Source organism: Nocardia pneumoniae NBRC 100136, assembly GCF_000308755.1.
GTDB classification, from domain to species: domain Bacteria; phylum Actinomycetota; class Actinomycetes; order Mycobacteriales; family Mycobacteriaceae; genus Nocardia; species Nocardia pneumoniae.
In genome coordinates, this window is record NZ_BAGF01000052.1 from 58,962 (window position 1) to 80,721 (window position 21,760).

At 69.0% G+C, this 21,760-nt stretch carries 22 protein-coding genes; 10 read left to right on the forward strand and 12 right to left on the reverse strand.

What is annotated here, in order from left to right; translation table 11 throughout:
• Positions 1-82 precede the first annotated feature (82 nt).
• Positions 83-769, forward strand: a complete 687-nt coding sequence (locus tag ON34_RS16650) for an iron-dependent transcriptional repressor DtxR (RefSeq protein WP_040780289.1) — start codon at positions 83-85, stop codon at positions 767-769.
• Between the two features lie 3 nt (positions 770-772).
• A complete protein-coding gene (gene galE / locus ON34_RS16655; RefSeq protein ID WP_040780291.1) occupies positions 773-1,753 on the forward strand; it encodes a UDP-glucose 4-epimerase GalE in 981 nt (326 codons plus the stop codon).
• 272 nt (positions 1,754-2,025) lie between these two features.
• On the opposite strand, the gene ON34_RS16660 is transcribed toward galE, so the two are convergent.
• Together ON34_RS16660 and ON34_RS16665 are read right to left on the reverse strand one after the other, a co-directional pair.
• The gene (locus ON34_RS16660) at positions 2,026-3,102 is read right to left on the reverse strand and encodes a DUF4192 domain-containing protein (RefSeq protein WP_051022756.1); all 1,077 of its coding nucleotides are present in this window, start codon (positions 3,100-3,102) and stop codon (positions 2,026-2,028) included.
• Between the two features lie 473 nt (positions 3,103-3,575).
• Positions 3,576-4,280, reverse strand: coding sequence for a sensor domain-containing protein (locus ON34_RS16665; protein ID WP_306303646.1), 705 nt, complete (start codon positions 4,278-4,280; stop codon positions 3,576-3,578).
• 279 nt (positions 4,281-4,559) lie between these two features.
• On the opposite strand from ON34_RS16665, the gene ON34_RS16670 reads away from it, so the two are divergent.
• The 4 genes from ON34_RS16670 (at position 4,560) to speD (ending at position 10,564) form a co-directional block, all read left to right on the forward strand.
• Entirely contained in the window at positions 4,560-5,504 is a 945-nt protein-coding gene (locus ON34_RS16670) for a PAC2 family protein (protein WP_040780357.1), read from the forward strand.
• Between the two features lie 71 nt (positions 5,505-5,575).
• A complete protein-coding gene (locus ON34_RS16675; protein WP_040780295.1) occupies positions 5,576-8,074 on the forward strand; it encodes a DEAD/DEAH box helicase in 2,499 nt (832 codons plus the stop codon).
• Positions 8,075-8,237: 163 nt separating this feature from the next.
• Entirely contained in the window at positions 8,238-9,353 is a 1,116-nt protein-coding gene (locus tag ON34_RS16680; RefSeq protein WP_040780297.1) for a type III PLP-dependent enzyme, read from the forward strand.
• Positions 9,354-9,361: 8 nt separating this feature from the next.
• Complete coding sequence (speD, locus tag ON34_RS16685; protein ID WP_040780298.1) at positions 9,362-10,564, forward strand: adenosylmethionine decarboxylase; 1,203 nt, start codon at positions 9,362-9,364, stop codon at positions 10,562-10,564.
• Between the two features lie 63 nt (positions 10,565-10,627).
• Here speD and ON34_RS16690 read toward each other — a convergent pair whose 3' ends face one another.
• From ON34_RS16690 to ON34_RS16715, 6 genes are all read right to left on the reverse strand, one after another.
• Positions 10,628-12,007 (reverse strand): cation:proton antiporter, encoded by a 1,380-nt coding sequence (locus ON34_RS16690; RefSeq protein WP_040780300.1) that lies wholly within the window; start codon positions 12,005-12,007, stop codon positions 10,628-10,630.
• 162 nt (positions 12,008-12,169) lie between these two features.
• Entirely contained in the window at positions 12,170-12,373 is a 204-nt protein-coding gene (locus ON34_RS16695; RefSeq protein ID WP_040780303.1) for a tautomerase family protein, read from the reverse strand.
• Positions 12,373-13,107, reverse strand: a complete 735-nt coding sequence (locus ON34_RS16700; protein WP_040780305.1) for an SDR family NAD(P)-dependent oxidoreductase — start codon at positions 13,105-13,107, stop codon at positions 12,373-12,375. The genes ON34_RS16695 and ON34_RS16700 overlap by 1 nt, the downstream gene beginning before the upstream one ends.
• Before the next feature lie 76 nt (positions 13,108-13,183).
• Positions 13,184-13,774 carry a TetR/AcrR family transcriptional regulator gene (locus tag ON34_RS16705; protein ID WP_040780308.1) on the reverse strand — a complete coding sequence of 197 codons (591 nt, stop codon included), beginning with the start codon at positions 13,772-13,774 and terminating at the stop codon, positions 13,184-13,186.
• 57 nt (positions 13,775-13,831) lie between these two features.
• Positions 13,832-14,299, reverse strand: a complete 468-nt coding sequence (locus ON34_RS16710; protein ID WP_051022758.1) for a gamma-glutamylcyclotransferase family protein — start codon at positions 14,297-14,299, stop codon at positions 13,832-13,834.
• A 69-nt stretch (positions 14,300-14,368) separates the two neighbouring features.
• Positions 14,369-15,277 carry a hydrogen peroxide-inducible genes activator gene (locus ON34_RS16715; RefSeq protein ID WP_040780310.1) on the reverse strand — a complete coding sequence of 303 codons (909 nt, stop codon included), beginning with the start codon at positions 15,275-15,277 and terminating at the stop codon, positions 14,369-14,371.
• Positions 15,278-15,387: 110 nt separating this feature from the next.
• On the opposite strand from ON34_RS16715, the gene ON34_RS16720 reads away from it, so the two are divergent.
• The 3 genes from ON34_RS16720 (at position 15,388) to ON34_RS16730 (ending at position 17,357) form a co-directional block, all read left to right on the forward strand.
• Positions 15,388-15,975 (forward strand): peroxiredoxin, encoded by a 588-nt coding sequence (locus tag ON34_RS16720; RefSeq protein ID WP_040780361.1) that lies wholly within the window; start codon positions 15,388-15,390, stop codon positions 15,973-15,975.
• 62 nt (positions 15,976-16,037) lie between these two features.
• The gene (ahpD, locus tag ON34_RS16725; RefSeq protein ID WP_040780312.1) at positions 16,038-16,577 is read left to right on the forward strand and encodes an alkylhydroperoxidase, AhpD family; all 540 of its coding nucleotides are present in this window, start codon (positions 16,038-16,040) and stop codon (positions 16,575-16,577) included.
• A gap of 105 nt (positions 16,578-16,682) precedes the next feature.
• Positions 16,683-17,357: a PhzF family phenazine biosynthesis protein gene (locus ON34_RS16730; protein ID WP_040780313.1), complete on the forward strand. Its 675-nt coding sequence runs from the start codon at positions 16,683-16,685 to the stop codon at positions 17,355-17,357.
• 7 nt (positions 17,358-17,364) lie between these two features.
• Here the strand turns inward: ON34_RS16730 and ON34_RS16735 are convergent, their stop codons facing one another.
• From ON34_RS16735 to ON34_RS16745, 3 genes are all read right to left on the reverse strand, one after another.
• Positions 17,365-18,096, reverse strand: coding sequence for an anti-sigma factor (locus ON34_RS16735; protein ID WP_040780315.1), 732 nt, complete (start codon positions 18,094-18,096; stop codon positions 17,365-17,367).
• A complete protein-coding gene (gene sigK / locus ON34_RS16740; protein ID WP_040780317.1) occupies positions 18,089-18,766 on the reverse strand; it encodes an ECF RNA polymerase sigma factor SigK in 678 nt (225 codons plus the stop codon). Before sigK ends, ON34_RS16735 begins: the two co-directional genes overlap by 8 nt.
• A gap of 66 nt (positions 18,767-18,832) precedes the next feature.
• Positions 18,833-19,519: a DUF5134 domain-containing protein gene (locus ON34_RS16745; RefSeq protein ID WP_040780319.1), complete on the reverse strand. Its 687-nt coding sequence runs from the start codon at positions 19,517-19,519 to the stop codon at positions 18,833-18,835.
• A gap of 276 nt (positions 19,520-19,795) precedes the next feature.
• Here ON34_RS16745 and ON34_RS16750 point away from each other — a divergent pair, with 276 nt between their 5' ends.
• Positions 19,796-20,275 carry a GNAT family N-acetyltransferase gene (locus tag ON34_RS16750; RefSeq protein ID WP_245548066.1) on the forward strand — a complete coding sequence of 160 codons (480 nt, stop codon included), beginning with the start codon at positions 19,796-19,798 and terminating at the stop codon, positions 20,273-20,275.
• A gap of 154 nt (positions 20,276-20,429) precedes the next feature.
• On the opposite strand, the gene ON34_RS16755 is transcribed toward ON34_RS16750, so the two are convergent.
• Complete coding sequence (locus tag ON34_RS16755) at positions 20,430-21,659, reverse strand: aminotransferase family protein (RefSeq protein ID WP_040780320.1); 1,230 nt, start codon at positions 21,657-21,659, stop codon at positions 20,430-20,432.
• Between the last annotated feature and the right edge of the window lie 101 nt (positions 21,660-21,760).

Here is a 21,760-nt window from a genome sequence, read left to right on the forward strand (position 1 = left end):
CGGGCGTGGCGGAGCGACACGATCCGGCACACGGCGGTGTCGGCGTGCGTGGGTAGAATTCGTGCCGACGAAGGGGTAACAGGTGAAGGATCTGGTCGACACCACGGAGATGTATCTCCGTACCATCTACGACCTCGAGGAGGAGGGCGTAGTGCCCCTGCGCGCCCGGATCGCCGAGCGCCTCGAGCAGAGTGGCCCTACGGTGAGCCAGACCGTGGCGCGGATGGAGCGTGACGGTCTGCTGCTGGTCGCCGGAGACCGTCATCTGGAACTGACCGAGAAGGGTCGCAGCATGGCGGTGGCGGTGATGCGCAAGCACCGGCTGGCCGAGCGGCTGCTCGTCGACATCATTGGGCTGGACTGGCAGAACGTGCACGCGGAGGCCTGTCGCTGGGAGCACGTGATGAGCGAGGACGTCGAACGGCGCCTGGTCGAGGTCCTCAACCACCCCACCACCTCCCCGTACGGCAACCCCATCCCCGGTCTGGACGAACTGGGCGTCGTACCGCCCGCCACCAGCGACGAGAAACTGGTGCGGCTGTCGGATCTGCCGCACGGGCAGGTGCACGCCGTGGTCGTGCGCAGGCTCGCGGAGCACATCCAGACCGATCCGGAGGTCATCGGACGCCTGCGCGAAGCGGGCGTAGTGCCGGACGCGCGCGTCACGGTCGAGAACAAGCCGGGCTCGGTGGTCATCACCGTGCCGGGGCACGACGGATTCGAACTGTCCGACGAGATGGCGCACGCCGTCCAGGTGAAGCTGGTCTGAGGCGTGAAACTTCTGGTCACGGGTGGCGCGGGCTACGTCGGGGGTGTCTGCGCGCAGGTTCTGCTGGAAGCCGGGCACGAGGTCGTCGTGGTCGACGACCTGTCCACCGGGAACGCCGACGGCGTGCCCTCCGGCGCCCGGTTCGTCGAGGGCGACGTGGCGGTGGCCGCGCCCGCGCTGCTGGACGCCGAAATCTTCGACGGTGTCCTGCATTTCGCGGCGCAGTCGCTGGTCGGCGAGTCGGTGCAGCAGCCGGAGAAATACTGGCACGGCAACGTGGTGAAGACGTTCGAACTGCTGGAGGCGATGCGCCGCGCGGGCACCCCGCGGCTGGTGTTCTCCTCGACCGCGGCCGTCTACGGGGAACCGGAGCAGGTGCCGATCACGGAGGACGCCCCGGCCCGCCCGACCAATCCGTACGGCGCCTCGAAGCTGGCCATCGACCATGCCATCACCTCCTATGCGATCGCGCACGGGCTCGCGGCGACCAGCCTCCGGTATTTCAACGTCGCGGGCGCCTACGGCGGTCTGGGCGAGAACCGGGTGGTGGAAACGCATCTCATCCCGCTGGTGCTGCAGGTCGCGGCCGGGCATCGCAAGGCGATCTCGGTCTTCGGCACCGACTGGCCCACCCCGGACGGCACGGCGGTCCGCGACTACATCCATATCCGCGACCTCGCCCAAGCCCATCTGCTGGCCCTGGCCGGCGCGGAGGCGGGCGCCCACCGGATCTACAACCTCGGCAGCGGTACCGGATTCTCCGTGCGCGAAGTGATCTCGGCGTGCGAACGGGTCACCGGCCTGCCGATCACCGCCCTGGACGCGCCGCGCCGCCCCGGCGACCCGGCGACGCTGATCGCCTCCAGTGAGCGCGCCATCGAGGAACTCGGCTGGCGACCAGAACACAACGACCTCGACGAGATCGTGACCGATGCCTGGGCTTTCCTCCAGTCGCTCGGCTCCCGCGCGCACAGCGCACCGTAGTCGGCGACGCACCGCCCGAGTCGAGCATGCCTCGGCTCGGGCGAGCACAACCTGATCAGCCCGGCCCAGCCGACGCCACAAGGGCGACAATCCTGTTCGGTCAGCCCTTTGGCGTGGCGCATCGCTGGCTCGGGCCGCCGGGCGAGCGGCTCCTACGGACGCGGCTGTCGCGGTGGGCGACGTGCGGACTGCGTAATCCTCATGCGGTAAGTGGGAAGACCCGTTCCGGGAATGACGCTCAGCCGGTTCGACATGCGCCCCGCACAGCCTGTTCATGGCGCTGGCGTGCCGAGGTCGACACCCAGACCCGCGGCGGTCTGGTAACCGCTGCGGGCCAGTCGCCGCAACTGTTCCGGGCGCATGCCCAGGCGCAGGGACGTATCGAGCAGCACCGCCATCGGATGCCCCGGATCCGCCTCCAGCGCGGCCTCCAGGGCAATGCCCGCGAGCGGACCGTCACCACGAACGTAGGCGCTGTAGCCGAGCAGTGCCGCGGCCTCGGCGCGATCCGGACCGGACAGGGCGCGGGTCAGCGCGCCCCACAGCGCCTCGGCGGCGGCGGCATGGTCGCCGACGGCCAAGGCGAACATCGTGTCCCGGACCGCCCGATCCCGCAGAGCGGCAGCCAATTTCGCGAGTTCGGGCGCCATCAGCGCCGCGCCGGACGCGACGTTGGCGATCTGCCACAGCACGTAGTCGAGGGCCTGCCTGCTGTATTCGTTCGGGTCGCCGCGGCGCGCGGCCCGGGCATACCGCTCCCGGGCCAGGGTGAGCGCGTTCTCCAGTTGCGCCGCCACCTCCTCGCGCGACAGCTGATCCACCGCGACCAGGTCGGTGAGTTCGGAGCGAGAGCCGCGGATGGGCCTGCCGTCCAGCACGTGGGTGAGCGCGACCATCGAGGCGGCCGGATCCCGGAGCACACCACGCTGGTCCGGCCCGGTCAATGCCCACCATGGCTGCCCGGCGGCGATCTCGCGCGTCGCCCACGCCCCGGCGAGCGCGATGTCGGCGAACGCCAGGCGTCGGCCCAGCGCGCCGACCAGCACGTCGAATCGTCCCGTCGCGCAACTGGTCCGGTCGGCGTGCGCTTCCGGTCCTTCGGCGCGATCGTCGACCAGAACCGCCAGTACCTCGGCCGCCTCAGATCCGCAGATCCGCGTGACGGCGGCGGCCAGCGGCCCGGAGCGCACCCGCCGTCCACCGGGCGAGTCCAGGTCGAACCGCACCACCGCGTCGACCGCCGCGGCGTCGGTGGTGCCACGCCGCAGGACGAGCACCACCACCGACCGCTCCGGAGTGAACCCCAGCATCGCGGGGACGGCCGCGATCAGCTCGCCCGGATCATCCACGCACACGGCATGTTCGGGTATATCCCCGAAGGGCGGAGGCTCATCGCGGCACCGGGCTTTTCGAGCCGGGTCGACACGGGTACGCCGCTCCTCCCCAGGGCTTGCTTCTCCTTCCGTTGTCGTCGAAACCCGTTCTCGCGCAATGGCACCTATGTCGTCTGGTCGCGGGAAACCGGAGGAAGCAGGGCAGGCCAACGCGCGTCGGCTACGCAGGCCTCGGCGTAGCGCGCTGGCCCGGCCGCTGGGCTCGGCGTCGACTGGCTCAGGAGCGGGAAAAGGTGTCGCGGAGGTGGTCATGCGTCGAGTCTCCAACTCCGCGCTCCGGGGTGGTCGATGCCGACCTCACGTTTCGGCTGGTCTGGGGAATTCACCTTGCGCTGTGCAGGAATTGCCCACGCGGCCATGGCGACCGCGATCGATGTCGGTGGCGGCTGCTACCGTGCGGCCGGGACCGGCCCAGGATCAGTCGCGGCCTACCCCTCGCGCACCTTTCGCACAGCCGTCGAGAACAGTGCGTCCAGCGCCACCGTGTCCGGTTCCCCGTCGTCGAAAGACATGTACGTCACCGAGATTCGCACATCCCCGATCTGAGCAAGCAGCGTACGCATGGACTGGGTCAGCCCGGCACCGCCCGCCTCCGGCCGCACGGTTCTGCGCAGCGCAACGGCGTCGTCGGCGTCGGCGGGTGGTGGTGCGTCCAGTTCGGTCAGCACGGTGGTACTGGCGCCCGCGCGGGTCACCCGCACCGATCCGCACTGCGCCACCCGGGCGCGCAACGAGGCCAACGCCTCGTCGGTACGCGCCAATTCGACGGTCAGCGTGGCGCGCGTCGCCTCGTCCGTGCCCACCGCCATCGCCGTCCGATCAGGGCCGAAGTCCTGGCGGGGCGGCACACACCGGCTCGGCTGCACGCCCGCCCCGCGTCCCATGCCGTCCAAATCGCCTGCCGCCTGGGCCACGGCCTCCTGCGGAAGCACCACCGCCGGGTACCGGGCGGGAAACTGCGCCGGATCCGGCAGCAGCGTCGGCAGTTCCGCGCTCACCTGCCGGGTCACCGTGGCCGGTGCCGACGAGAGCGGGCGGCCCGGCACCGTCGACCCGCACCCGGCCAGCAGCACGGCGCACACGACCGGCACCATCCAGCCCGGCCGCCCGCGCGTCGAATCCACCACCGTCACACGCTCACTGTGCCAAACTCCGGCGGCCCAGCCGGAGATGCCACGCCGCCGGGCCGGGAATGCGCAGGCCCTCGATGCTGTTGCCTCGGAGTATGGGTCGGTGTCCGGCCGTGCGCGATGGCCGTCATCGGCATGGGGGACAATGGACGGTGGTCCCCGTCTCGGACGACTGCTCGTCGTACGGCTACCACCACCGGTGGCGAACGATCGAACAGGCAACCACACTGGCGCGTGAGGTACGCGTCCGAGCCGCAGGAACCGCGCAGGAAGGAGTACGCGATGGAGTACGAGTCGCGAATGTACGAACTGGAGTTCCCCGCTCCGCAGCTGTCGTCCGCCGACGGCTCGGGCCCGGTCCTGGTGCACGGGCTGGAAGGCTTCACCGACGCCGGACACGCGGTACGGCTGGCCACCACGCACCTGCGCGAGAGCCTGGAAAGCGAACTGGTCGCCTCGTTCGACGTGGACGAGCTGCTGGACTACCGTTCGCGGCGCCCGCTCATGACGTTCAAGACCGATCATTTCTCCGAGTACGCCGAGCCGGAGCTCAACCTCTGGGCGCTGCGCGACACCGCGGGCACCCCGTTCCTGTTGCTCGCGGGTCTGGAGCCGGATCTGCGCTGGGAGAAGTTCACCACCGCGGTGCGCCTGCTCGCCGAACAACTCGGCGTGCGGCGCAGCATCGGGCTGAGCGCGATTCCGATGGCCATTCCGCACACCCGCCCGCTCGGGGTGACCGCGCATTCCTCCAATCGCGACCTGATCTCCGAGCATCAGCGCTGGCCTGGCGAACTCCAAGTGCCGGGCAGCGCGTCGTCGCTGCTGGAATTCCGCATGGCCCAGCACGGTCACGAGTCGGTCGGCTTCTCGGTGCACGTCCCGCACTACCTGGCGCAGACCGCCTACCCGGAGGCCGCGCAGACCCTGCTGGAGAACGTCGCCGACAACGCGGGCCTCGAATTTCCGCTGGCCGCGCTCGGCGAGGCCGCCGCGCGCGTGCGCGAACAGGTCAACGAGCACATCGCGGGCAATGTCGAGGTGGAGACCGTGGTGCACGCCCTGGAGCGGCAGTACGACAGTTTCGTCACCGCGCAGGAGCGGCAGTCGAGCCTGCTGGCCGGTGACGGCGAGCTGCCCAGCGGTGACGAGCTGGGCGCGGAGTTCGAACGATTCCTCGCCGAGCAGGGCGGCTACAACGGCGACGACAAGGGCGAGCGGGACTGAGTCCTGGCGCGGTCGGGAGTACCGATCGCCCCTGCACGCGCCGCCGATACCGACGCCGTAGGGTGGTCGGAGTGGATCTGACCGAACTGCTCGACATCCCGGGGACCGACGCCGACGCACTGTACGAGTCGTTCGGGATGTGGGCCGCCGAGCAGGGCACCCCGCTGTATCCGGCGCAGGACGAAGCGCTGCTGGAGCTGGCCTCCGGATCCAACGTCATCCTCGCCACCCCGACCGGATCGGGAAAGTCGCTGGTCGCGGTCGGCGCACACCTGTTCGCCCTCACCCAGGGCCTGCGCACCTACTACACCGCCCCGATCAAGGCGCTGGTGAGCGAGAAATTCTTCGCCCTCTGCGAGGTGTTCGGCGCCGAGCGGGTCGGCATGGTCACCGGCGACGCCGCGGTGAACCCGGAGGCGCCGATCATCTGCGCCACCGCGGAAATCCTGGCCAATCTGGCCTTGCGCGAGGGCGCGGACGCCGCCGTCGGCCAGGTCGTGATGGACGAATTCCATTTCTACGCCGATCCGGACCGAGGCTGGGCCTGGCAGGTCCCACTGCTGGAACTGCCGCGCGCCCAGTTCCTGCTCATGTCGGCCACGCTCGGCGACGTCGACTTCTTCGCCCGCGACCTGGAGCGCCGGACCGGCCGCTCCACCGCGATCGTCGCGGGCAGCGAACGCCCGGTACCGCTGAGCTTCTCCTACGCGCGCACCCCCATCACCGAGACCCTGGAAGAACTGGTCACCACCCACCAGGCGCCGGTGTACGTGGTGCACTTCACCCAGGCCGCCGCGCTGGAGCGTGCCCAGGCGCTGACCAGCGTGAACTTCGCCACCCGCGCGGAGAAGGACGCGATCGCCGAGGCGCTGGGCGAGTTCCGGTTCGCCGCGGGTTTCGGCAAGACCCTGTCCCGGCTGATCCGGCACGGCATCGGCGTCCATCACGCGGGCATGCTGCCGAAATACCGCCGCTTGGTGGAACGGCTCGCCCAGGACGGCCTGCTGAAGGTGGTGTGCGGCACCGACACCCTCGGCGTCGGCATCAACGTGCCCATCCGCACGGTGCTGCTCACCGGGCTGACCAAATTCGACGGCGTGCGCACCCGGCGGTTGAAAGCCAGGGAGTTCCACCAGATCGCCGGCCGCGCGGGCCGGGCGGGCTACGACACCATGGGCACGGTCGTGGTGCAGGCGCCCGAGCACGAGGTGGAGAACACCCGGCTGCTGGCCAAGGCGGGCGACGACCCGAAGAAACAGCGCAAGGTGCAGCGGCGCAAACCGCCGGAAGGCTTCGTCTCCTGGAGCGAAGACACCTTCGACCGCCTGGTCGCGGCCCAACCGGAGCCGATGGTGTCACGCTTCACCGTCACCAACGCGATGCTGCTGAACGTGATCGCCCGGCCGGGCAACTGTTTCGACGCCATGCGCCACCTGCTCGAGGACAATCACGAACCGCGCGCCGCCCAGCGCAGGCACATCCTGCGCGCGATCCGGCTCTACCGCGCGCTGCGCGACGCCGGGGTGGTCCAGCAGCTGCCGGAACCGGATGAGCAGGGCCGCCGCGCCCGCCTGACCGTCGACCTGCAACGCGACTTCGCCCTCGACCAGCCGCTGTCACCGTTCGCGCTGGCCGCGCTGGATCTACTGGACAAAGATTCGCCGAGCTATACCCTCGACGTAGTGTCGCTCATCGAATCCACCTTGGAGGATCCGCGTCAGTTGCTGATGGCCCAGCAGCACAAGGCGCGCGGCGAGGCGATCGCCGAGATGAAGGCCGACGGCATCGACTACGACGAGCGGATGGAACTGCTCGAAGAGGTGACCTGGCCCAAGCCGCTGGCCGAGCTGATCGAACCGGCCTACGAGACCTATCGCGCGGGGCATCCGTGGGTGTCGGAGTTCGCGCCCGCGCCGAAGTCGGTGGTGCGCGACATGATCGAGCGCGCCATGACCTTCGCCGAGCTGATCTCCTTCTACGAGCTGGCCCGCTCCGAGGGCGTGGTGCTGCGCTACCTCGCCGACGCCTACCGGGCGCTACGGCGCACGGTGCCGGAGTCCGCGCGCACCGAGGAACTCGACGACATCACCGAGTGGCTGGGTGAGCTTGTCCGCCAAGTGGATTCGAGTCTGCTCGACGAATGGGAGCAGCTGACCAATCCCGGCGCGGAGACCGACGCCGACCAGGTCGCCTTCGGCGCGGAGACGGTGCGTCCGATCTCGGCGAACGAGCGCGCCTTCCGGGTCATGGTCCGCAACGCGATGTTCCGCCGCGTCGAACTGGCCGCGCTGCGGCGATGGGACGACCTGGCCGAACTGAGCCCGGGCCTGGACTGGGCGCAGGCTTTGGCCGACTACTTCGCGGAGTACGAGCGGATCGGCACCGGCCCCGACGCCAGGGGCCCGCAGCTGTTCCAGGTGGAACGAAGACCGGGATTCTGGCGGGTGCGGCAGGTGCTCGACGACCCGGCGGGCGACCATGGCTGGTCGATCGACGCGGTGGTCGATCTCGCCGAGTCCGACGCCGCGGGCGAGGTCGTCTTCGACGACGTCACTGTGTCCGCCGGCTGAGCCCGCACCGCACGCCGGCTCCGCATCCACGCAGGTCAGCGCGCCCATCCTGGGACCAGGACGGGGCGCGGCGACCGTGCGGCGAATCCAAGGTTTGACGGATTCGTTTCTGGGTAGGGGCCGCTGATACTCTCTCCCCCGCTGCCCAAGCGAAAGATCAACTATGCCCGAATCGCCGTACCTTGTCATCCATCCCGAGCGTGTCCGCGAGAATTACCGCGCGCTCGGTGCCGCCCTGTCCTCCGACCGGGGCGCCGCGACGAGGATCCGCTTCGCCGTCAAGGCGAGCCCGGTGCCGGAGATCGTGCGCCTGCTCGACGAGGAGGGCGCGGAGTTCGATGTCGCCAGCATCGGCGAGATCGACCTGTGCCTCGGACTGGGGGTGGCGCCGGAACGCCTGTGCTACGGCAACCCGATCAAGAAGGCCGCCCACATCGCGAGGGCCTTTGCGCTAGGGGTGCGCCGGTTCGCCTTCGACACCGAAGACGACCTGCTGCGCATCGCCGAGTATGCGCCCGGCTCCGAGGTGGAGTGCCGCTTCCTCGCCTCGGCGCCGGAGTCGCAGACCCCGTTCGGCACGAAATTCGGCTGCGCCCCGGGCGAGGCGTTCCGCTTGCTGGTCCGGGCCAGGGACCTCGGACTGGTCGTCGCCGGGCCGTACTTCCACGTCGGCTCACAGCAGCTGGACCCCACCGCGTGGCGGATCGGCATCGAACAGGCGGGCCGGATCGTGGAAGCCTTGGCGGACAAGGACATTCCCGTCGGCTGGGTGAACATCGGCGGCGGGCTGCCGATCTCCTATGCCGATTCCGCACCCGCACTGGGTGAGATCGCCGCGGTGGTGAACCACGCCGCGGCCGAATTCCTTTCCGGGAACACCGGATTGGTCGTCGAACCGGGCCGGGCGCTGGTCGGTTCGGCGGGCACGATTCACGCCGAGGTCGTCGGCGTCCGCACCGCGCCGGACGGACGACGCTGGGTGTATCTCGACATCGGCCGCTACAACGGCATGGCCGAGACCGAGAACGAGTACATCGCCTACCGGTTCGTCACCGACCGGGACGGCGACCCCGTCGACGAGGCGGTGGTAGCCGGTCCGACCTGCGACGGCGACGATGTACTGTATCAACGCACGCGAGTCCTCCTACCGACCACGTTGCGAGCCGGTGATCGCATTCGAATCCCCGACACCGGCGCCTATACCGCGAGCTATTCGTCGGTGTCCTTCAATGGTTTTCCGCCCTTGACCGTTCATGTCTCGGGCGCTGAGCGAGAGTGAGTTTGCCCATGACGGCGGAATTCACCGGCTGGCATGTGCTGGCCGAGTTCGGTGGTGTCGACGCAGCCCTCTGCGACGATCTCGAACGACTCGAATCGGCGTTGCGTGAGTCTCTGATCGCGGCGGGCGTCACCATCTGCGATGTCGTACACAAGAAGTTCGAACCGCAGGGGGTGACCGTCCTCGCGCTGTTGTCGGAGTCCCACGCCTCGATTCACACTTATCCGGAGTCCGGCGACATCTTCGTCGACGTCTTCACCTGCGGCAGCATCGGCGCGGGAGCGTCGACGGCGGTGGAGCTGCTCCGGGACGCCTTGTCCCCCAAGGATGTTCGCATGCAGGTGATCCGCAGGGGACACGGCGGCCAGCGGATCGAGGAGCCGGTGGGCGCCGGGCTGACCCGTATCTGGGACCTGCACGAGGTGATCGTCGACACGCACACGCCGTTCCAGCACATGGTCATCGCGCGGACCGAGCAGGGCATCAGCCTGTTCTCCGACGACGACCGCCAGTCCACCGAGTTCTCCCAGCTGACCTACCACGAGGCGATGATGGTCCCGGCCTTCACGCTGGCCGAGAAGCTGGACAACGTGCTCATCATCGGCTCCGGTGAGGGCGTGGCCAGCCAGATGTCGGTCGCCGCTGGCGCCACCCACGTCGATCACGTCGACATCGACCAGCTCGAGGTCGAACTGTGCGCCCAGCACCTGCCCTACGGCTACACCAGCGAAGAACTGGCCGCCGCGGTCAAGGGCGAGGGGCCGATCACGGTGCACTACGCCGACGGCTGGGATTTCCTCGCGACGGCGGCCAAGGCGGGCACCCGCTACGACGTCATCGTGATCGACCTGCCGGACGAGCGCGTCGAGGACGCCCAGCACAACCGGCTCTACGAGGCGGAGTTCCTGTCCCGATGTCGTGCGCTGCTCGCGCCCGGCGGCGTGCTGAGCGCCCAGGCCGGATGCGCGACCATGTGGCGCAACGAGACGCTGAAGCGGTCCTGGCAGCGTTTCCACGAGCAGTTCGGCACCGTCGTGCACTACGGCAGCGACGAGCACGAGTGGTCGTTCCTGTTCGGCCTGGTCGACCAGATCGAGGACCCCGTCGAGGGGATGACCGACCGGCTGGCGCTGCTGCCGTACAAGGCCCAGACCATCGACGCGCGGGCGCTGGTGCGCGGCGCGATCGAACCGCACGCGCTGCGGGTGTAGGCGCAGGTCGAGCCCGAACGCGCCGGTCGGATCCGGCGCGTTCGGCATTAGTACCGGCCGGTGTCAGATCCGCGCCGAGTCCACGGACGGCCGTTCCGGCTGCTCCGGTGGTGTGCTCCCTTTCGGCTCCTCGCCGCTGGGACCGAAGACCATGCCGTTCTTCCACGCACTGCGCTCGAACATCCGCTGCAGCGGCGTGGCGACGAAGGTGGTGACCGTCGTCATGATCGCGAGCACGGTGTACAACTCGGGCGTGATCAGCCCGGCCGACAACCCGACGTTGAGCAGCACCAGCTCCATCAGCCCGCGAGCATTGGACAGCGCGCCCATGGCGCCCGCCTCCCGCCAGCCCATGCCCTGGGAGCGAGCGACCAGCCCGACCGCGCCGAACTTGCCCGCGAACGACACCACCAGCACCACGACGGTCATCACCAGCACCTTCGGCTCGAAGATGAGGCTCAGCTTCGTGTTCAAGCCGGTATAGATGAAGAACGCGGGCAGCAGCAGATATCCGACCAGCGGCTCGAAGCGGTCCCGGATCCGGTCCAGCAGCTCACCGCGCGGCATGACCAGACCGGCGACGAAAGCGCCGAGCACGGAATGGATTCCGACGAAGTCGGTGACTCCGGCGGCCAGCAGGACCACCAGCAGGACCACGGTGAGCTGACCGACCGGCAATCCGCCCGCGCGTTCGGTGTCACCGCGGCGCGGCGTCCACGTCTCCAGCCGCGCCAGCCAGCGGCGGGCGACGAAGAACATGAACAGCAGGTAGGCCAGTCCGCCGCCGACCGCGAGGTAGATGCCACCCGGGCTGTCCTTCGCCGTCGCGACGACCACCGCCAGCAGCACCCACGCGCACGCGTCGTCGACGGCCGCGACCGCCAGCGACATCGTGCCGAGCCGGGTGTTCATCAGTCCGGAGTCGTAGATGATCCAGGCCAGGATCGGGAACGCGGTGACCGCGACGGCAGCGGCGAGGAACAGCGCCCCTTGCCAGTCGGCCACCCTCTCGGTGAAGAATCCGCCCTGCACGGCCATCCACCAGCCGACCAGGCCGCCGAGCACCATCGGCACCGCGACACCGGTCGCCGAAGTGGTCCCGGCTTGGCGCAGATGCTTGCCGAAGATGTCGAGCTGGAACGAGCTGCCGACCAGGAACATGTACAGCACCAGCCCGATCTGGCCGACCACGTAGATGGCGGTCAGGTTCGGGTGGACGATACTCGTGCCTCCCACCGCGAGCTTGGTCGGGAACAGCCACTCCTGCGCCTGCGGCCAGGCCCAGCCGAGCACCGATGGCCCGAGCAGGAAGCCCGCGATCATGATGGCGACCACCTGGACTTGCCCCAGGCGGCGGAAGACGGGCCAGAGCAGTTGGTAGGTCACCAGGATGACCACGATCTGCAGAAAGAAGTGGGTCGAGATTTCCAGCAGCGATGGCATCGCAGCTCCCCTCCGTCGAGCTGTATCGGTCGTACCAGGATCTCGGCCACCGATGAAAACGCAACGGCCTCGGTATGACTTTGTGTGACGAGTTCGGGCGCCGCCGCCCCTCGTGAGCCCGGCGACGCCCGAATCATACCGTCCCGTACTGTTTTTCGCGGTTCAGGATTGCTGCTTGCGCCACTGTTCGACGTCGACTCCGCCCACGCCCCAGTCGGACAGCGCGACCTCGTCGATGACGACGTAGGTGCTCGCGGGCGCCTTGCCGAGGACGTCGTACAGCAGATCGGTGACGCCCTTGATCAGTTGCGCCTTCTGCTCGCGGGTGACGCCCTCGTCGGTGACTTTGATGTTCACGTACGGCATCAGGCTGCCCTTCCGGTGATGAACCCGCCGTCGACGGGAAGGATGTGTCCGGTGATGAACGCGGCGTCGGCGAGATACAACACCGCGGAAGTGGTTTCGGCGACTTCGCCGATGCGGTTGAGCAAGGCCAGCCTGCCTGCGGCCGCTTCGTCGCCGTCGCCGAACAGCGGCGTGCGGATGATGCCGGGAGCGACCGCGTTGACCCGGATGCCGTCGGCCGCGAGTTCCGCGGCGAGGCTGGTGGTCAGCGCGTGCACACCGCCCTTGCTGATCAGTGCCGCCGACGCGGGCAGCCCGGCGAGGGCGTGGTCGATCAGCACCGTGCCGATGTTCACGATGCTGCCGCCGCGGCCCTGTGCCAGCAGCTGTCGCACCACGGCCTGCGTGGTGAAGTAGGTGCCCTTGAGGTTTCCGTCGAGGTAGCCGTCCAGGTCGGCCTCGGTGACGTCCACGAACGGCTTGGCCCCGAAGACGCCCGCGTTGTTGACCAGCACGTCCACCCCGTCGAACCGCTCGACGGCGACCCGGACCAGAGCGGTTCCCGTCGCGGGGTCGCCGATATCGCCCACCACCGTGGCCACCCGATCCGGAGTGCCCAGTGCGGCGGCGACCCGCGAAAGTTTCGCCGTGTCACGACCATTGAGCACGACATTGTCGCCGCGTTCCAGGAACGCCCGCGCGATATCGCGTCCGATCCCGCTGGAGGAACCGGTCACGATGACCGTCTTCGCCATTTCTCTCCTCTTCGTTGATACGACCGGTCGTCTTCGAATGGGTGAACGTAGACGCCGGACGGGTGCAGCCCTTGGCTCAGGGCAGGAAATAGTCGCCGAGCAGCCGATCCAGGCACTTGTGCAGCGGCGCGAGGGTGCGATCGATCTTCATCCTGATCACCGCGCCCTCCCATGACTCGAGCAGCAGGTCGGCCAGCTCGGTGGCGTCGATGTCGGCGCGGATCATGCCCAGCCGCTGTCCGTGTGCCAGTTGCTCGGCGACGCGGTCGCGCCAAGCGCCCCAAGCGACCGACAGCGATTCCCGCAGCAGCTCACTGCCTTCCAGTTCGCCGCCCAGGTTCGCGATGAGGCAGCCGCCGGTGAAATCGGCCGCGACGAAATCGTCCATCAGCCGTCCGAAGAACGTCCGCAGGCCGCTCACCGGATCCGGCGCGGCGCCGAACGCCTCGGTCAGATTGCGCTGGACGCACAGCGAGTGATGCTCGATGATCGCGCGCCCGAAGCTCTCCTTGCTGTCGAAATAGTTGTAGAACGATCCCTTCGGCACACCGACCTTGTCCAGGATCTGTTTGAGTCCCGTGCCGTGGTAGCCGTTGGTCAGGAACCCGGCGGCGCCCTCCTCGACCAGAAGTCGCCGGGTGTCTTCACTACGTCGCGGTCGCGCCATGCAGCGAATATACGACCGGTCGTCTTGGAATTGCAACCAGCAAACCGTGCGGAGGCATCACGCCGTGCCTTCCTCCGCGGGTGGAGCGTGGCGCCACCGCGCGGATCGTGCGGCGAAATGCGTCAGATGTTCGGCGGCGAACCGATCCCGTTGCCAGTCGGCCGGATCGGCGGCCGCCGTCCAGACGTAGGTCCACACCGGACCCACCCGGTCGCCGACACGTACCCGGCGCAGGTCGTATTCGTCGTCTTCGAACGCGTCGAGGATCATCCATTCCGCCGCGGTGAGACCACTGAGCACGGCGCCCCGGGTCAGTCCGTCCGGCGCGACGACCAATCCGGGATAGATCCGCCTCGGCAGCGCGGCCGCGCGCCACCCGGTCAGCTCGGCCGGTTCGAGCGACGGAATCCTCCCGAGCAGCACGTCCAACACTTCGGGAAACTGCAGCGTCCCGTAGACGAACAGCGCGTGATCGGGCCCGGACAGACCACCCAGCCGCCCCGGACCCAGCGCCGCCGATTCCATGTCCACCGCTCCTCTCACCCGGTACCCACTGTGCCCGTCCCCCGCGCTGCACGCACGGGCGGCCGACGCCTACATCGGCCGCTGGGCGCGGATGATGGCGGCCAAGTATTCGTAGTCGTCGGCACGGGCGCTGGAGGCACGGAACGCGAGGCCGATGGTGCGGCCGGGCGCCGGGTCCGCGAAATGCGCGACATCCAGTGTGCCGCTCGCCGTTTCCGCCGCGACGGCCATCTGCGGGATCAGGGTCACACCGAGCCCGCCCGCGACACACTGCACCACGGTCGCCAGCGAGGCGGCCCTGGTGTCGCCGACCGCGGCGGGGTGGGCATCGGCCGACCGGCACGCCTCGAGGGTCTGGTCGCGCAGGCAGTGCCCCTCGTCCAGCAGCAGCAGCGGCTGGGCGTCGAGCACCGACGCGGCCAGGTCCGTACGCCCGGCCAGCTCGTGCCCACGTGGGGTGACCAGCACGAATTCCTCGGCATAGAGGGGGATCTCGACCACACCGGGCATGTCGGTGGGAACCGCCAGCAACGCGATGTCCAAGACGCCCGTGCGCAGCCCGTCCAGCAACCGGGCGGTCTGGTCTTCGATGATCTGCGGGCGCAGCGCGGGCAGCCGCTTGCGCAGCTCGGGCAGCAACCCGGGCAGCACATAGGGGGCCACCGTCGGAATGATGCCCATCCGCAAGGCGCCACCGAGTCCGTCCCCGGTCGCCGAGGCGACGAAGCGGTCGGCGGCCTCCAGCGTGGCCATCGCCTTGGGCAGCAAGCGCATTCCGGCGGCGGTCACCAGCACACGCCTGGTACTCCGCTCGATCAGCTGAATGCCCAGCCCGTTTTCCAGCGCCGCGAGCGCCTGCGATAGCGTGGGCTGGCTCACATGGAGCCGGGTGGCCGCGGTGCCGAAATGGCGGTATTCCGCGATCGCGACGAACGCACGCAGCTGTGACAGGGTGGGCTGATAAGTCTGATCAGTCACGCCTATCAGTCTAGTGCGACTGATCACCTTTACCTTTTACCGGGGCTTCCGGCAAGATCACCGGTGAGCTATTGCATGCGCTAGCAAATCAACACGACGAGGAGATGAGCATGGCCCTGCTGACCATCGGCGACCAATTCCCGGCATACAACCTCACCGCGGTCATCGGCGGTGATCTGTCGAAGGTCGACGCTCAGCAGCCCGACGACTACTTCACCCGGATCACCAGCGACGACCACGCGGGCAAGTGGCGGATCGTCTTCTTCTGGCCGAAGGACTTCACCTTCGTGTGCCCCACGGAGATCGCCGCGTTCGGCAAGCTCAACGACGAGTTCGAAGACCGGGACGCGCAGGTGCTCGGCGTGTCGGTGGACAACGAGTTCGTGCACTTCCAGTGGCGCGCACAGCACGAGGACCTCAAGACCCTCCCCTTCCCCATGCTCTCGGACCTCAAGCGTGAGTTGTCCGCGGCCACCGGCGTGCTCAACGCCGACGGCGTCGCCGACCGCGCCACCTTCATCGTCGACCCGAACAACGAGATCCAGTTCGTCTCGGTCACCGCGGGTTCGGTGGGCCGCAACGTCGACGAGGTGCTGCGGGTGCTGGACGCGCTGCAGTCCGACGAGCTGTGCGCCTGCAACTGGAAGAAGGGCGACCCGACCATCAACGCCGGTGAGCTCCTCGCGGCCAGCGTCTGAAACAACCACCGAGAAAATGACCTGTCCCCTTACGGGGCCGACCTGAGCAGAGGAATCGCCGCATGAGCATTGAGAACCTGAAGAACTCCCTTCCCGAGTACGCCAAGGACCTCAAGCTCAACCTGTCATCGATCGCGCGCACCACGGTGCTGAACGAACAGCAACTGTGGGGCACCCTACTGGCGTCGGCGGCCGCGACCCGGTCGACGACCACACTGCGCGAGATCGCCGAGGACGCCGCCGACGTGCTGACCGCGGAGGCGTACAACGCCGCGCTCGGCGCCGCCTCGATCATGGGCATGAACAACGTGTTCTACCGGGGCAAGGCGTTCCTCGGCGGCCGCTACGACGATCTGCGGGCCGGGCTGCGGATGCAGATCATCGGCTCGCCCGGCGTCGACAAGGCCGACTTCGAGCTCTGGTCGTTCGCGGTCTCCTCGATCAACGGCTGCGCGCACTGCCTGGAGGCGCACGAGCACACGCTGCGCGAGGCGGGCGTATCCCGTGAGGTGATCTTCGAATCACTGCGGGCCGCGGCCATCGTGGCCGGTGTCGGCCAGGCGGTGCAGTCCACCGAGGCGCTGGCCACGGCCGCGATCTGAGGTCGTCGCGAAGAGGCCCCGATCCGCGGATCGGGGCCTCTTCGCGTTCGGGGGTGTGTCCTGGACCACAGCTCGGTGTCGGGGCACCGAGTAGGCTCGGCGACCATGGGCACCCAGCTTGACGTGGTCCGAGTGTTCACCGACGCCGCCGGGCGGTTCGGCAACGAACTGGGCATCGCCAGGGCCACGGACGTGGCCACGGCCGACCGGCAGGCGCTGGCGGCGAAGGCCGGGTACGCCGAGACCGTCGTGGTCGACGAGCCGGTCGACGAGATCGCCACGGTGCGGATCTACACGCCGACGGTGGAACTCCCGTTCGCCGGGCACCCCTCGGTGGGGACGGCGTGGTGGTTCGCCGCCCAGGGGACGCCGGTGCGGACGCTGGACGTCCCCGCGGGCCCGGTGGCGGTGGAACTCACCGACGGGCTGACCTGGATCACCGCCCGCGGCGAATGGGCGCCGGCGTTCACCTTCCACGAGCTCGCCGACCCCGAAGAACTCGCCACCCTCCGAGCGGACGAGTTTCCCGGCGGCCCGCACTATCTGTGGAGCTGGACCGACGAACATCGCGGGACGCTGCGCTCCCGCATGTTCGCGCCGACCATGGGGATCGTCGAGGACGAAGCGACCGGCGCCGCCGCCGTGGCGCTGACCGCGCTGCTGCGCAAGAGCCTGGTCATAGTCCAGGGCAAAGGTTCCCAATTGTTCACCCAGTGGGACTCCGACGGCTGGGTGCGCCTGGGCGGTCGTGTCGTCGCCGACCAGCCGGTCGAGATCTAGACTCCCCTCACGGCAGCCGCACGGAGGCGATCGGCTCGGCGCTCGGCGCGTCCGAACCGCCGTCCGGTTCGACGCTCATCGCGAGCAGCTCGCCCGACCGGAATCCGGTCACGAACGGCCGATCGGCCGACGGCGCGTCGCTCAGCATCCCGACCGATCGTGACTGCCCGTCGGAGCCGACCAGCCACATTTGATACACCTGCCCCACCGGCGGCGGCGCGACCTGGTCGAAGACGACGACCGCGCGCCCGAGCTTCGGCGAGACGTCCACGACCAGCAGGCCGCCACCGGCGACCGGCCCGCGCACGGTCTGCGTCTCCGGCTGGACTTCCACCTGGTTGGCCGTAGTGGGAGAGGACGGCGAGCCGACGAACCGCATGGTCACCACGGTTGTGCCGAGCACAAGGCACGCCGCGGCGGCGACCGCGACCGCCCACCGCGGTGGCCGCCACCACGACGCCATCCGGGTGACCGGTTTTCCTGCGCCGCGGTCGGGCAACGCTGCCAGGATGCGTCGTTCCAGTTCGGGCGGCGGCGCATGCTCGTCGAGCACGGCCAGCCGTCCCATGATCTCGCGCACCTGCCAGACGGTGTCGGAGAACGCCTGCCGCACGGCCGGGTCGGCGGCCGCCAGCCGAGCGTCGATATGCCTGCGTTCGATATCGGCGACCGCGTCCAGCGCGCACGGATAGGCGAGGTCGATGAGGTCCGCGTCCGCTCGCGGCGAGGTGTCAACCATCGGTGCCCTTCCCGGACAAGCACTTCTCCAATCGCTTCAACCCGTCGCGGATGCGGGTCTTGATCGTGGGCAGTGGGACCGAGAGGTGGTCGGCGACCTCACGGTAGGTGTGCCCGCTGTAATACGCCAGCATGATCGCTTCGCGCTGGGTGGGTGTCAGCATGCCCAGGCAGCCTGCCACCTGCTGTTCTTCGATGCGCTGCACCACCGATTCGGCGACGACGTCGTGGGCGCGGCCCAGCTGCTCGTGCGCGTAGACCAGCTCGCGGCTGGTGGCCGAACTCTCCGCGCGGACCCGGTCCACCGCGCGCCGGTGCGCGAGCATCATGATCCAACCGATCGGGCTGGCCAGCGTGGGGTCGTAGCGGTCGGCCATCGACCACACCTGGAGGTAGACCTCCTGGGTCACCTCTTCCGCGGCGGCGTGACTACGCAGGATGCGCACCGTCAGCCCGAATACCCGCGGGCTGGTCAACTGGTAGAACTCGGTGAACGCGCCGCGATCGCCCGCCCCCACCGCCGCGAGCAGCGCGGCCAGTTCACGGGTGGCCAGACCGGTACGTGCCCGGTTGTCCGCGGCGGGCGACGGGCACGCGAGCGCCGGGTCGGCGAGTTCGTCGCACTCCCGCGCGGACCCATGTGGTGAAGCAGAACCGTGTTCGTTGCTCATCGCCGAATCCCCTGCCTGCATAAACAGGGGTTCGGTATGCACAAGGAGGCGGATTGGTCGCCCCGGTCAACCCGATATCGCGGCGACCAGCATGTAGGCGGTGCCCGCGTCCATCACCACGTGCGGCACCGCCGCCCACGGCCGGGCGGGTCCGGTGAGAGCGGCGACGCATCCCCCGGAACGGAGGAGCAACCCGAGCGGCCCCCGGTTGTGCGCGAGCGTCCACCCGCCGCGGGCGGCGAAGGCGACGAGCAGCGCGTCGAGCAGGAACAGCGCGGCGAGCCCGAGCGCAGGGACAGCGGCTGGCCCGCCCGCGTGCCCGGCTGCGGTGTGGCCGGACATCGCGTAGAGCATCACGGCGGTGGCCGCGATGTGGTAGCCGAGCGGGATCAACCGGTCGACCGGCACGGGCCGGCCTTGCGCGGCGTGCTCCGCGGCGCGGGCCACCAGCAGCGCGGCGAACACCACCGCCATCGCCGTCAGCACCCCGCGCAGCGCATGCGGGCTCGCACTCGAGGGAAACAGCAGCATGCCGAGCATCACCAGGCACATCACCACATGAGCGGCATCGGATTCGGCATGTACCGAATCATCCTTTACAGGGGATTCCGCGGCTACGGCGGCGAGCTCGACCTGGCGACCGAGTAGCGGCACGGCAGCCGTCACCCGCGCCAGCACGATCGCCGCCGCGATCAAGAACGCCCCTACAACCACCCACCGCAATACGGCATACTCCTGCACGAACTGCGCCACACCCCACCACCTCTCAGCACGACGGCCACCGGTCGTCGCGCTTCCATGCTCGCATCCCGAAACGGTTGGAGCGCCCTTTTCGGTTGCGCAGCAGTAACCTTGGGCGCGCCCGCGGTCGATCGAGCGTGTTCGGTCGGTGCGGTGGGGCACCGCCACGTCCGCTCCTGGGCGAAAAGCATCGACGGAAAAGCCGAATCACCAAGCGGACTCATTCGCGGTATCCCGATGTGCACCCATGAGTGGGCGTCCAGCATGGCGGCCCGCCATGATGGACGAATGTCGCGCCAGATCGAGCAGCGCGTCGCCGATGCGGAGAACGGCGGCCTCCGCATCACTGTGGACGACGTGACCGACCCCGCCGTTACCACCCTGCTCACCGAGCACCTCGCCGAGATGGCCGAGCATTCGCCCGCGGAGAGCATGCACGCGCTGGACCTCGCGGCGCTACGCCACCCCGGCGTCATCTTCTGGACCGGATGGGACGGGCAGACCCTTGCCGGATGCGCCGCCCTGAAGCGCCTCGACAGCGAGCACGCCGAGATCAAATCCATGCGCACCGCGGCGACGCACCAGCGCCGCGGCGTCGGCTCCACCTTGCTGCGCCATCTCATCGGCCGAAGCCACCGCACGCGGCTACCGACGTCTCAGCCTGGAAACCGGCGCCGCCGACTTCTTCCGGCCCGCCCACAAGCTTTACGCGGCCCACGGCTTCGATTACTGCCCACCGTTCGGCGACTACCGCCCCGACCCCAATAGCGTGTTCATGACCCGGGTGCTCTGACTCCGAACCGGCCGACAACGCAACGCGGGGCGCGAACACCGGTCGTGCGCAGCGAACACCACAACAGTCGGGACCGACGAACGCCGGACCGTGGCGAAAGTCTCGGGTCTACGCAACCACACCGGCGCTCTAACCAGCGCCGAGTGCGCGGGTGAACCCGTCGACGAGTTCGGACACCTGGTCGTCGGTCATGACGAACGCCGGGGAGATCTGCATGGCGCCCTGGCCCGCGGCACGGCTGGAGATGCCGTGCGCGCGCAAGGTTTTCACCAGCGGCAGACCTTCCGCGGGGTCGGCCAGCTGGATCGCGGCGACGGCGCCGAGACCGCTGCGGACCTCGGCGACCCTGGGATGCTCGGCGAGCACCGCCAGCTGGTCGTGGAGGCTGGATTCCAGGCGCAGGGCGGCATCGAGGAGGTTCTCGCGCTCGATGATGTCCAGGTTCGCCAGCGCGGCCGCCGCGGCGCCCGCGTGGCCGCCGTAGGTGTAGCCGTGCCGCCACCAGACGCCGCCCGCGAAGAACGGCTCCGCCACGTGAGGTCCGACGAAGACGGCGCCCATGGGCAGATAGCCGGAGGTCAGGCCTTTCGCGGTGGTCATCAGGTCGGGTTCGAGGGCGAAACGGGAGGAGGCGAACCAGGCTCCGCCGATGCGGCCGAAACCGGTGACCACCTCGTCAGCGACGAACAGGATGTCGTGGTCGCGGCAGATGCGGCGCACCTCGGTGAGGTAGCCCTCCGGCGGCAGGTAGACGCCGCCCGCGCCGATCACGGGTTCGCAGAAGAACGCGGCGATGCGTTCGGCGCCGACCTCTTCGATCAGCGCGATCAGGGCTTTCGCGTCGTCCCATGCCACGGTTCGCGCGGCGGGCATCAATTCGCCGTACCCCTCGCGGTTCCCCGGTATGCCCGCCAGGGCGGTACCCGCGACGTGCATGCCGTGGTAGGCGCGCTGCCGCCCGACCACGATCGTCTTGCCGGAGTGTCCGAGTTCGTGCCAGTAGCGGCGGGCGAGTTTGGCGGCGGTGTCGACGGAGTCGGAGCCGCCGGAGGTGAAGAAGATCTTGCTGTTCGGTACCGGGGCCAGCTCGGCGAGCCGCTCGGCCAGTTCCTGGGTGACCGGTTCGGTGATGTCACCGAAATTGGAGTAGTGCGCGATCGTGCGCAACTGGGCGGCGACGGCGTCGGCGATCTCGCCGCGACCGTGCCCGACGTTGGCGAACCACAGGCCCGCGGTGGCGTCCAGGTAGCGATTGCCCGCCTGATCGAAGACGTAGGCGCCGTCGCCCCGGGCGACGACGAACGCGCCGTCTCGCTCGACTGCGCCCATGTCGGCAAAGCCGTGCCAAAGCGCGGTCATGCCTGCGCCTCGCTGGCGCTCGGCTCCGCCATGACCGCGCAGGCGGCTGTGCCCATGGTTCGCTCGCTACGCTCACTCATGCCTGCGCCTCGCTGGCGCTC

Bases quoted from the DNA above. Each gene is read 5' to 3' on its own strand.
- ON34_RS16670 (WP_040780357.1), top strand. From the start codon at position 4,560: ATGGAGTACGAGTCGCGAATGTACGAACTGGAGTTCCCCGCTCCGCAG.
- ON34_RS16680 (WP_040780297.1), top strand. From the start codon at position 8,238: ATGCCCGAATCGCCGTACCTTGTCATCCATCCCGAGCGTGTCCGCGAG.
- speD (WP_040780298.1), top strand. From the start codon at position 9,362: ATGACGGCGGAATTCACCGGCTGGCATGTGCTGGCCGAGTTCGGTGGT.
- ON34_RS16690 (WP_040780300.1), bottom strand. From the start codon at position 12,007: ATGCCATCGCTGCTGGAAATCTCGACCCACTTCTTTCTGCAGATCGTG.
- ON34_RS16695 (WP_040780303.1), bottom strand. From the start codon at position 12,373: ATGCCGTACGTGAACATCAAAGTCACCGACGAGGGCGTCACCCGCGAG.
- ON34_RS16700 (WP_040780305.1), bottom strand. From the start codon at position 13,107: ATGGCGAAGACGGTCATCGTGACCGGTTCCTCCAGCGGGATCGGACGC.
- ON34_RS16705 (WP_040780308.1), bottom strand. From the start codon at position 13,774: ATGGCGCGACCGCGACGTAGTGAAGACACCCGGCGACTTCTGGTCGAG.
- ON34_RS16710 (WP_051022758.1), bottom strand. From the start codon at position 14,299: ATGGAATCGGCGGCGCTGGGTCCGGGGCGGCTGGGTGGTCTGTCCGGG.
- ON34_RS16720 (WP_040780361.1), top strand. From the start codon at position 15,388: ATGGCCCTGCTGACCATCGGCGACCAATTCCCGGCATACAACCTCACC.
- ahpD (WP_040780312.1), top strand. From the start codon at position 16,038: ATGAGCATTGAGAACCTGAAGAACTCCCTTCCCGAGTACGCCAAGGAC.
- ON34_RS16730 (WP_040780313.1), top strand. From the start codon at position 16,683: ATGGGCACCCAGCTTGACGTGGTCCGAGTGTTCACCGACGCCGCCGGG.
- ON34_RS16735 (WP_040780315.1), bottom strand. From the start codon at position 18,096: ATGGTTGACACCTCGCCGCGAGCGGACGCGGACCTCATCGACCTCGCC.
- sigK (WP_040780317.1), bottom strand. From the start codon at position 18,766: ATGAGCAACGAACACGGTTCTGCTTCACCACATGGGTCCGCGCGGGAG.
- ON34_RS16750 (WP_245548066.1), top strand. From the start codon at position 19,796: ATGTCGCGCCAGATCGAGCAGCGCGTCGCCGATGCGGAGAACGGCGGC.
- ON34_RS16755 (WP_040780320.1), bottom strand. From the start codon at position 21,659: ATGACCGCGCTTTGGCACGGCTTTGCCGACATGGGCGCAGTCGAGCGA.